This is a genomic window from Streptomyces sp. NPDC088252 (assembly GCF_044740965.1).
Lineage (GTDB): Bacteria > Actinomycetota > Actinomycetes > Streptomycetales > Streptomycetaceae > Streptomyces.
On record NZ_JBIURS010000013.1, the window covers coordinates 135085 to 144862 of the forward strand.

Below are 9778 nucleotides of genomic sequence, written 5' to 3' on the forward strand. Positions count from 1 at the left end.
CGGTCGGGAACGATCCGGCAACGGCCTGCGTCCTCGCCGGTGTCCCCACGGGTTCCGCACGGACGTCGTCACCGGTTTCCCCGACCGCCACCTACTCCCTGGGCCGGAGTGGTGACCGGGCGCAGTCGTCCTTGGGGAGGAGCACATCCGTGCTCGAACAGTGCGGTAATAGAGACAGGGCCCGTACTGTGGGTTCTGTTGGAGTGCTGGAGCTCAGTCCGTCAGAAGGGGGCGCGCGAAGCCCATGAGCGGTGTCATGAAGCGTATGGGGATGATCTTCCGCGCGAAGGCAAACAAGGCCCTTGACCGGGCCGAGGATCCGCGCGAGACCCTCGATTACTCGTACCAGAAGCAGCTGGAGCTGCTTCAGAAGGTGCGCCGCGGGGTCGCCGACGTGGCGACTTCGCGCAAGCGGCTGGAGCTGCAGCTGAATCAGCTGCAGGGCCAGTCGTCCAAGCTGGAGGACCAGGGCCGCAAGGCGCTCGCGCTCGGCCGCGAGGACCTGGCCCGCGAGGCGCTGTCCCGGCGCGCCGCGCTCCAGCAGCAGGTCACCGACCTGGAGACGCAGCACAGCACGCTGCAGGGCGAGGAGGAGAAGCTCACTCTCGCGGCCCAGCGGCTTCAGGCCAAGGTCGATGCCTTCCGGACCAAGAAGGAGACCATCAAGGCCACCTACACCGCTGCCCAGGCGCAGACCCGGATCGGCGAGGCCTTCTCCGGGATCTCCGAGGAGATGGGCGATGTCGGCCTGGCGATCCAGCGGGCCGAGGACAAGACCCAGCAGCTGCAGGCACGGGCCGGCGCGATCGACGAACTGCTCGCCTCCGGAGCCCTGGACGACCCGACCGGGACGGCGAAGGACGACATCGCCGCCGAGCTGGACCGGATCTCCGGTGGTACGGATGTGGAGCTGGAGCTGCAGCGCATGAAGGCCGAGCTGGCCGGCGGCTCCACCCAGCAGCAGGCGATCGAGGGCGGCCCGCAGGATGCCGCGCAGCAGCAGTCGTCGCAGTCCCCGCACAGGTTCGACAAGAGTTGAGGCAGCGTCATGATCGTACGGATCATGGGGGAGGGCCAGGTCGCACTGGCCGACAGTCACCTCGCCGAGCTCGATGAGCTCGACGACGAACTGCTCGCCGAGGTGGAGCGCGGCGACGGCCCCGGCTTCCGCTCCACCCTCCACGCGCTCCTCGCCAGGGTGCGCGAGCTCGGCACACCCCTGCCGGACGACTCCCTGGAGCCGTCCGGGCTGATCCTGCCGTCGTCCGACGCGACCCTCGAAGAGGTGCGCGCCATGCTCCGGGACGACGGTCTGATCCCCGGCTGAGCCGGGCGTTCTCCAGCTCCCGCACGAGTCCGTGCCCCGTGTCCGGTCCGCCGGACACGGGGCACCGACGTGTCCGGTCCGATGGGCCCGGCCGGCCGCGCCGTCCGGACCGCGCTCCGGGCACGGGGCGCCGATGTGCCGGCCGAACCGCGTTCCGGACGTTCGACGTATTCCGGGTGCCGTGCATTCCAGGTGCTCCGTCGAGCCGCGCGTTCCGCGCCGATGCCTCCGTACGACCGGGACGATTCCCGCGCGACACGCCGTAACGTAGCTTGACGTGACCACCCTCGGAACCGGGGTTCAGCGCGTCCGGCACTGGCTGCGCGACCATCCCCTCGCGCTGGACGCGGCGCTCGCCCTGGCCGTGCTCGTGGCCATGATCATCGGATCGTTCGTCGAGCCGAACGGACCCGACGGACCCACCTTCGGTACCCGTACGCCCGAAGCGACCAGCGTGCTCCTGATGGTGCTCGGCGCCGTCGCGCTCGTCTGGCGGCGGCGGAACCCCATGCCGGTGCTCGCGGCCACCGCCGCGCTGACCGTCGTCGAGCTGGTGCGGTTCGACCCGCCGGCCCCGGTGGTGATGAGCACCGTGATCGCGCTGTACACCGTCGCCTCCCGCACCGACCGGCCCACCACCTGGCGGGTGGGCCTGCTCACGATGGCCGCGCTGACGGCCGCCGCGATGCTCTTCGGCACGCCGCCCTGGTACAGCCAGGAGAACTTCGGCGTCTTCGCCTGGACCGGTATGGCCGGGGCCGCGGGGGACGCCGTCCGCTCCAGGCGGGCCTTCGTCGACGCGATCCGGGAGCGCGCCGAACGGGCGGAGCGCACCCGCGACGAGGAGGCCCGGCGCCGGGTCGCCGAGGAGCGGCTGCGGATCGCCCGCGATCTGCACGATGTCGTCGCCCACCACATCGCCCTGGTCAACGTTCAGGCCGGGGTCGCCGCCCACGTCATGGACAAGCGCCCCGACCAGGCCAAGGAGGCGCTGGCCCACGTCCGGGAGGCGAGCCGCTCCGCGCTGAACGAACTGCGGGCCACCGTCGGGCTGTTGCGTCAGTCCGGCGACCCGGAGGCGCCGACCGAACCGGCCCCGGGCCTGGCGGTCCTCGACGAGCTGGTGGACACCGTCCGGCGGGCCGGGCTCCCGGTCGAGGTGGCCTGCACCGACCGACGGCCGCCGCTGCCCGCAGCCGTCGACCTGGCCGCGTACCGGGTGATCCAGGAGGCGCTGACCAATGTGCGCAAGCACGCGGGCCCCGGGGCGAGGGCCGAGGTCAGTGTCGTACGGGTCGGGGCCACGGCCGAGGTGACCGTGATCGACAACGGCTCGGGCGGGGGAGTACACAACGGGGACGGCGGCGGGCACGGCCTCCTCGGCATGCGCGAACGCGTCACCGCGCTCGGTGGCTCCCTCACCGCCGGGCCCCGCTACGGCGGTGGATTCCGGGTCCATGCGATCCTGCCCGTCGAGGCCCGCACGGCAGAGCCGGATGAGCCGGGCACGGCGGGCCGGACGGGGGAGAACACATGACGCCGCCCATCAAGGTGCTGCTCGTCGACGACCAGGCGCTGCTGCGCAGCGCGTTCCGGGTGCTGGTCGACTCGGAGGCCGACATGGAGGTGGTCGGCGAGGCGGCGGACGGCGCGCAGGCCGTTGCGCTGGCCCGCTCGACCCGTGCCGACGTGGTGCTGATGGACATCCGGATGCCCGGTACGGACGGACTCGCCGCAACCCGCATGATCAGCGCCGATCCGGAACTGGCGGACGTGCGGGTCGTCATGCTCACCACCTTCGAGGTGGACGAGTACGTGGTGCAGTCGCTGCGGGCCGGGGCCTCCGGCTTCCTCGGCAAGGGGGCGGAACCGGAGGAACTGCTCAACGCCATCCGTGTCGCCGCGGGCGGCGAGGCGCTGCTCTCACCGGCCGCGACCAAGGGGCTGATCGCCAGCTTCCTTGCGCAGGGCGGCAATTCGGACGGCGGCGGACCGAGCGGCGCGGAGTACTCCGACCGGCTCGCCGCGCTCACCGGCCGCGAACGCGAAGTGCTGGTCCTGGTCGCGGGCGGGCACTCCAACGACGAGATCGCCGAGCGGCTCGTGGTCAGCCCCCTCACCGTGAAGACCCATGTGAACAGGGCGATGGCGAAGCTGGGCGCCCGGGACCGGGCCCAATTGGTGGTAATTGCCTATGAATCGGGCCTGGTGCGCCCCCGGGTGGAGTAACGGGTGGAGATACGGCGTACTCCACCTGCGGTATGCGCGGCATAAGAAAGCGACCCTGGGCCGACGCCCGAGCCCTTGCGGGTCGGCGATCGTATAGGTGGGTCGGGTCTGTCCCCCAGCCGCCCGCCCATCTGCCGCGTAAGCCACAGAAGAGAGACCCACCCATGTCCTGGCTGTCCAGATTCAGCCTCGCGCAACGGGCCCTGATCGGACTGATCTCGATCGTCGCGCTCGTATTCGGAGCGATCGCGATCCCGCAGCTCAAGCAGCAGCTGCTGCCCACCATCGAACTCCCGATGGTGTCGGTGCTCGCCCCCTACCAGGGTGCGTCCCCCGATGTGGTCGAGAAGCAGGTCGTCGAACCGCTTGAGAATTCCGTCAAGGCCGTCGACGGTGTCACCGGCACCACCTCGACCGCCAGCGAGGGCAACGCCGTCATCATGGCGACCTTCGACTTCGGCAGCGAGGGCACCAAGCAGCTCGTCGCCGACATCCAGCAGGCGGTGAACCGCGCCCGCACCCAGCTTCCCGACTCCGTGGACCCGCAGGTCGTCGCCGGTTCGACGGACGACATCCCGACCGTCGTCCTCGCCGTCACCTCCGACAAGGACCAGCAGGCCCTCGCCGACCAGCTGGACCGCACGGTCGTTCCCGCCCTGGAGAACATCAGCGGCGTCGGCCAGGTCTCCGTCGACGGCGTGCAGGACCTCCAGGTCTCCGTCACCCCCGACGACAAGAAGCTCAGCGCCGCCGGTCTGAACGCCGCGACGCTCTCCCAGGCGCTCCAGGCGGGCGGCGCCACGGTCCCCGCCGGCTCCTTCTCCGAGTCGGGCAAGAGCCGTACCGTCCAGGTCGGCGGCGCCTTCACCTCCCTGAAGCAGATCGAGGACCTGAGGGTCACCGGCCAGGACCCGGCAACCGGCAGGTCCGGCAAGCCGGTCCGCGTCGGCGACGTGGCCACGGTGAAGCAGGAGCCGTCCAGCGCGGTCTCCATCACCCGCACCAACGGCAAGCCGAGCCTCGCCGTGATGGCCACGATGGACAAGGACGGCAGCGCCGTCGCCATCTCGGACGCGGTCAAGGACAAGCTCCCCGACCTCCGCAAGGACCTCGGCGCCGGCGCCGAACTGACGGTCGTCTCCGACCAGGGGCCCGCCGTCTCCAAGGCGATCTCCGGTCTGACCACCGAGGGCGCGCTCGGTCTGCTCTTCGCGGTCATCGTGATCCTGGTCTTCCTCGCGTCGCTGCGCTCGACCCTGGTCACCGCGGTCTCCATCCCGCTCTCCGTGGTCCTCGCGCTGATCGTGCTCTGGACCCGTGACCTGTCGCTCAACATGCTCACACTCGGCGCGCTGACCATCGCGATCGGCCGTGTCGTCGACGACTCGATCGTGGTCCTGGAGAACATCAAGCGCCACCTCGGCTACGGCGAGGAGCGCCAGTCGGCGATCATCACCGCGGTGAAGGAAGTGGCCGGTGCGGTCACCTCCTCGACCCTCACCACGGTCGCCGTCTTCCTGCCGATCGGTCTCGTCGGCGGCATGGTCGGTGAACTGTTCGGCTCGTTCTCGCTGACCGTCACCGCGGCCCTGCTGGCCTCCCTGCTGGTCTCGCTGACCGTCGTCCCCGTCCTGTCGTACTGGTTCCTGCGCGCCCCCAAGGGCAGCACGGAGAACCCGGACGAGGCCCGTCGCAAGGCCGAGGAGAAGGAAGCCCGCAGCCGGCTCCAGCGGCTGTACGTCCCGGTACTGCGCTTCGCGACCCGGCGCCGTGTCACCAGCATCGTCATCGCCATCGTGGTGCTGCTCGGCACCTTCGGCATGGCCCCGCTGCTGAAGACCAACTTCTTCGACCAGGGCGAGCAGGAGGTCCTCTCCATCAAGCAGGAGCTGGCCCCCGGCACCAGCCTGGCGGCGGCCGACGCGGCGGCCAAGAAGGTCGAGAAGGTCCTCACCGACGACAAGGGCGTCAAGGACTACCAGGTCACCGTCGGCTCCTCCGGCTTCATGGCGGCCTTCGGCGGCGGTACGGGATCCAACCAGGCCTCGTACCAGATCACCCTGAAGGACGCGGGTGACTCCGAGGCCGTGCAGAAGCGCCTGGACACGGAGCTCGGCAAGCTCGACGGCATCGGTGACACCACCGTCTCCGCGGGCGGCAGCTTCGGCAGCCAGGACCTCAGCGTCGTGGTCAAGGCCGCCGACGCGGACGTCCTGAAGAAGGCCTCCGAAGAGGTACGGGCCGAGGTGGCCGAGCTCAAGGACGTCACCGACGTCCAGAGCGACCTGGCGCAGAGCGTCCCGCGGATCTCGGTCAAGGCCAACGCCAAGGCCGCGGAGGCCGGTTTCGACCAGGCCACGCTCGGCGCGGCGGTCGCCGGGGCGGTGCGGGGGACCCCGGCCGGCAAGGCGATCATGGACGACACCGAGCGTGACGTCGTCATCAGGTCCGCCCACCCGGCGACCACGATGGCCGAGCTGAAGAACCTCCCGCTCGGCCCGGTGAAGCTCGGTCGGATCGCCGATGTCGAACTGGTCCCCGGACCGGTCTCGATGACCCGGATCGACGGCCAGCGCGCCGCGACCATCACCGCCAGGCCCGTCGGTGACAACACCGGCGCGGTCAGCGCCTCGCTCCAGACGAAGATCAACGCGCTGAAGCTCCCGGACGGCGCCACGGCCACCATCGGCGGTGTCTCCGAGGACCAGAGCAACGCGTTCCTGAAGCTCGGCCTGGCCATGCTGGCCGCGATCGCGATCGTCTTCATGCTGCTCGTGGCGACCTTCCGTTCGTTGGTCCAGCCGCTGATCCTGCTGGTCTCCATCCCGTTCGCGGCGACCGGAGCCATCGGCCTGCTCGTGGTCACGGGCACCCCGATGGGTGTGCCGGCGATGATCGGCATGCTGATGCTGATCGGCATCGTGGTCACCAACGCGATCGTGCTGATCGACCTGATCAACCAGTACCGGACGCAGGGCATGGGCGTCGTCGAGGCAGTCGTCGAGGGTGGCCGCCACCGGCTCCGCCCGATCCTGATGACGGCACTCGCGACGATCTTCGCCCTGCTCCCGATGGCGCTCGGCGTCACCGGCGAGGGCGGCTTCATCTCGCAGCCGCTCGCGGTCGTGGTGATCGGCGGCCTGGTCACGTCGACGCTGCTGACCCTGCTGCTCGTGCCGACGCTCTACGCGATGGTCGAGCTCCGCAAGGAGCGCCGCGCGAAGAAGAAGGCGATCAAGCGGGCCAGGAAGGCGGGTCCGTCCGCTCCGGCGCAGCCGGAGGAGACCACTTCCGAGGAGCCCGAGCCCGCGAAGGCCTGACCTGCCCGGTACGACGAGGGGCCTGTCCCACGCGCGCGCGTGGGACAGGCCTCTTCGGGTTTGCTTGCTGCTTGAGCTCTGCTCCTACTTGAGCGAGGAGACGAACGCGCCCCGGGCAGCGGCCCGGACGACGAGTGCGGGGCGGTGAGCGTCAGGCGGCCCCGCTGAGAGCCTGGACGATCCGGAGCCACGTCTCGCCGTGCGGGTGGGCGTGCCGGACGCTGAGGGCGAGGATCTCCCTCAGCAGCCGGGCACGGGTCTCCTCGGGTGCGCGGGGGAGGAGCGTGGCCAGCTCGTCCGGTTCGATGCCTTCGACGGCCCCGGAGAGCACCATGCCCGCCTGGGCGTGGGTGAGGGAGGACAGCCTGCCGTCGAAGACCTGCCCCTCGACGGCCGCGTGCAGCAGCGCGTCGCCGTCCCCGGCTGCCAAAGAGGCCTGGGTACCTGGGCAGTCCAGCAGGAAGATGCTCCGCTCGACACCGAGAGCCGGGCGGTTGCGGGGCGGGCGGAAGCGGACTCCGCCACGACCTCGTCGAATTCCCGGATCGCCGACGCGCGGTCGTCGGTGCGGACGAGAGCCTGGGCCAGGTCGGCCGACATTGTTCAGCGTCCGCACCGGTCCGCCCCCGGCCACCCGGTCGTGGCCCCGTATGTCCGGCGACCGTGCGCCGCAGAGGGCCGGGCCCGAGAGGCCCCAGACCTCGTGTCCGTCCATGTCCGTCGGCCGACTGCCGAGAATGCCCAGGACGACGACCATCATGTCGTCGACCCGGCTGCGAGACGTCATGCGGCGCCGTACCGCCGTGAATGTGCGCTTCTGCCGTGGATGAAGCAGCGTAATTACGGAGAGGGCCGTTCGGGTGTCATATGGAGGAAACCAGGCGGCTCGGGAGGTTCCGTACTCCTGTCGAGCGAGAGGAAGGCCCGGTCCACCGACCGTCCAGCGGTGGACCGGGCCTCACGGCCATGCCGCGGGCAGCACCCCCTACGGCAGCGCGAGCATCCGCTCCAGCGCCAGCTTCGCGTACTTCTCCGTCTCCGGGTCGACCTCGATCCGGTTGACCAGGTTCCCCTCGGCCAGCGACTCCAGCGTCCACACCAGGTGCGGCAGGTCGATGCGATTCATCGTCGAGCAGAAGCACACCGTCTTGTCGAGGAAGACGACCTCCTTGTCCTCGGCCGCGAAGCGGTTCGCCAGGCGCCGTACCAGGTTCAGCTCGGTGCCGATCGCCCACTTGGAGCCGGCCGGGGCGGCTTCCAGGGCCTTGATGATGTACTCCGTCGAGCCGACGTAGTCCGCCGCCGCCACGACCTCGTGCTTGCACTCCGGGTGCACCAGCACATTGACGCCCGGAATGCGCTCGCGCACGTCATTGACGGAGTCGACCGAGAAGCGCCCGTGCACCGAGCAGTGCCCGCGCCACAGGATCATCTTGGCGTTGCGCAGCTCCTCGGCGGTCAGGCCGCCGTTCGGCTTGTGCGGGTTGTAGAGGACGCAGTCCGCCGGCGTCATCCCCATGTCCCGGACCGCGGTGTTCCGGCCCAGGTGCTGGTCGGGCAGGAAGAGCACCTTGCCCGCCGAGGGCTCCCGCTGCTCGAACGCCCACTCCAGCGCCCGCTTCGCGTTGGACGAGGTGCAGATCGTGCCGCCGTGCCGGCCGGTGAAGGCCTTGATGTCGGCGGAGGAGTTCATGTACGAGACGGGGACGACCTGCTCGGCGACCCCGGCCTCGGTCAGCACGTCCCAGCACTCGGCGACCTGCTCGGCGGTGGCCATGTCGGCCATCGAGCAGCCCGCCGCCAGGTCCGGCAGCACGACCTTCTGGTCGTCGGTGGTCAGGATGTCCGCGGACTCGGCCATGAAGTGCACGCCGCAGAAGACGATGTACTCGGCCTCCGGGCGCGCCGCCGCGTCCCGGGCGAGCTTGAACGAGTCGCCGGTGACGTCCGCGAACTGGATGACCTCGTCGCGCTGGTAGTGGTGGCCGAGGACGAACACCTTGTCCCCGAGCTTCTCCTTCGCCGCGCGGGCGCGCTCCACGAGGTCCGGGTCGGACGGGGAGGGCAGGTCGCCGGGGCACTCGACGCCGCGCTCGCTCTTCGGGTCGGCCTCCCGGCCGAGCAGGAGCAGGGCGAGGGGCGTCGGCTGGACGTCGAGATCCTGGACGGGGTGGGCCGTGGTCACGTCACGTACCCTTTCTTTGAGCCTTTTCGTCTAATTGACGTTATCTATCATATCCGGTTCACGTCACTTTGACGATGGCCATAGTGTCGATGTGACGCATCCCCGGGAGCGGCCGGTGTGCGAGCATGAATGGAACAGGCAAGCGCTCGGCCCGGAATGAATCCGCGGTCCCGACGGTTGCAACGTCGGCAAGCAGTCTCCGTACAACCCGGGAGAGAAGCAGATGTCCGTATCGGACGAGACCACCACCGTGAGCGACGGCATCCTCCTGTCCGACGCCGCCGCAGCCAAGGTCAAGGGCCTGCTGGAGCAGGAAGGCCGTGACGACCTGGCGCTGCGCGTCGCCGTCCAGCCCGGCGGCTGCTCGGGCCTGCGCTACCAGCTCTTCTTCGACGAGCGTTCGCTCGACGGCGATGTCGTGAAGGACTTCGACGGCGTCAAGGTCGTCACCGACCGGATGAGTGCTCCGTACCTGGGCGGTGCCTCCATCGACTTCGTCGACACCATCGAGAAGCAGGGCTTCACGATCGACAACCCCAACGCCACGGGCTCCTGCGCCTGCGGCGACTCCTTCAGCTGAGCCCTGAAGGCACTCGCGGAACGACACAGAGGCGGGGGGGGGGGGGGGGCGGGGGGGGGGGGGGCGGGGGGGGGGGGGCGGGGGGGGGGGGGGGGGGGGCGCGGGGCGCGGGCCGGCCGGGCGGGGCGGGGGCGGGG

At 70.3% G+C, this 9778-nt stretch carries 7 protein-coding genes and 1 pseudogene; 6 read left to right on the forward strand and 2 right to left on the reverse strand.

What is annotated here, in order from left to right; genetic code table 11:
• The first annotated feature begins 256 nt into the window (after nt 1-256).
• From ACIOHC_RS25920 to ACIOHC_RS25940, 5 genes are all read left to right on the forward strand, one after another.
• The gene (locus ACIOHC_RS25920) at nt 257-1039 is read left to right on the forward strand and encodes a PspA/IM30 family protein (protein WP_114248945.1); all 783 of its coding nucleotides are present in this window, start codon (nt 257-259) and stop codon (nt 1037-1039) included.
• Nucleotides 1040-1048: 9 nt separating this feature from the next.
• Nucleotides 1049-1327, forward strand: coding sequence for a hypothetical protein (locus ACIOHC_RS25925; protein ID WP_351083289.1), 279 nt, complete (start codon nt 1049-1051; stop codon nt 1325-1327).
• Nucleotides 1328-1604: 277 nt separating this feature from the next.
• Nucleotides 1605-2864 carry a sensor histidine kinase gene (locus tag ACIOHC_RS25930; protein WP_351083291.1) on the forward strand — a complete coding sequence of 420 codons (1260 nt, stop codon included), beginning with the start codon at nt 1605-1607 and terminating at the stop codon, nt 2862-2864.
• On the forward strand, nt 2861-3556 hold the full coding sequence (locus tag ACIOHC_RS25935; RefSeq protein WP_351083293.1) for a response regulator transcription factor: 696 nt from the start codon (nt 2861-2863) through the stop codon (nt 3554-3556). The genes ACIOHC_RS25930 and ACIOHC_RS25935 overlap by 4 nt, the downstream gene beginning before the upstream one ends.
• 164 nt (nt 3557-3720) lie before the next feature.
• On the forward strand, nt 3721-6876 hold the full coding sequence (locus tag ACIOHC_RS25940) for an efflux RND transporter permease subunit (RefSeq protein ID WP_365694054.1): 3156 nt from the start codon (nt 3721-3723) through the stop codon (nt 6874-6876).
• Nucleotides 6877-7027: 151 nt separating this feature from the next.
• Here the strand turns inward: ACIOHC_RS25940 and ACIOHC_RS25945 are convergent.
• Nucleotides 7028-7309: pseudogene (locus ACIOHC_RS25945) on the reverse strand (tetratricopeptide repeat protein); the annotation flags it as partial.
• A 552-nt stretch (nt 7310-7861) separates the two neighbouring features.
• Complete coding sequence (nadA, locus tag ACIOHC_RS25950; protein ID WP_351083297.1) at nt 7862-9061, reverse strand: quinolinate synthase NadA; 1200 nt, start codon at nt 9059-9061, stop codon at nt 7862-7864.
• A 223-nt stretch (nt 9062-9284) separates the two neighbouring features.
• On the opposite strand from nadA, the gene ACIOHC_RS25955 reads away from it, so the two are divergent.
• Complete coding sequence (locus tag ACIOHC_RS25955; protein ID WP_030933606.1) at nt 9285-9641, forward strand: iron-sulfur cluster assembly accessory protein; 357 nt, start codon at nt 9285-9287, stop codon at nt 9639-9641.
• The last annotated feature ends 137 nt before the right edge of the window (nt 9642-9778 follow it).

Excerpts from the sequence above, each read along its gene's own strand:
- ACIOHC_RS25940 (WP_365694054.1), top strand. The coding sequence starts at position 3,721 with ATGTCCTGGCTGTCCAGATTCAGCCTCGCGCAACGGGCCCTGATCGGA.
- ACIOHC_RS25955 (WP_030933606.1), top strand. The coding sequence starts at position 9,285 with ATGTCCGTATCGGACGAGACCACCACCGTGAGCGACGGCATCCTCCTG.
- ACIOHC_RS25935 (WP_351083293.1), top strand. The coding sequence starts at position 2,861 with ATGACGCCGCCCATCAAGGTGCTGCTCGTCGACGACCAGGCGCTGCTG.
- ACIOHC_RS25920 (WP_114248945.1), top strand. The coding sequence starts at position 257 with ATGAAGCGTATGGGGATGATCTTCCGCGCGAAGGCAAACAAGGCCCTT.
- ACIOHC_RS25925 (WP_351083289.1), top strand. The coding sequence starts at position 1,049 with ATGATCGTACGGATCATGGGGGAGGGCCAGGTCGCACTGGCCGACAGT.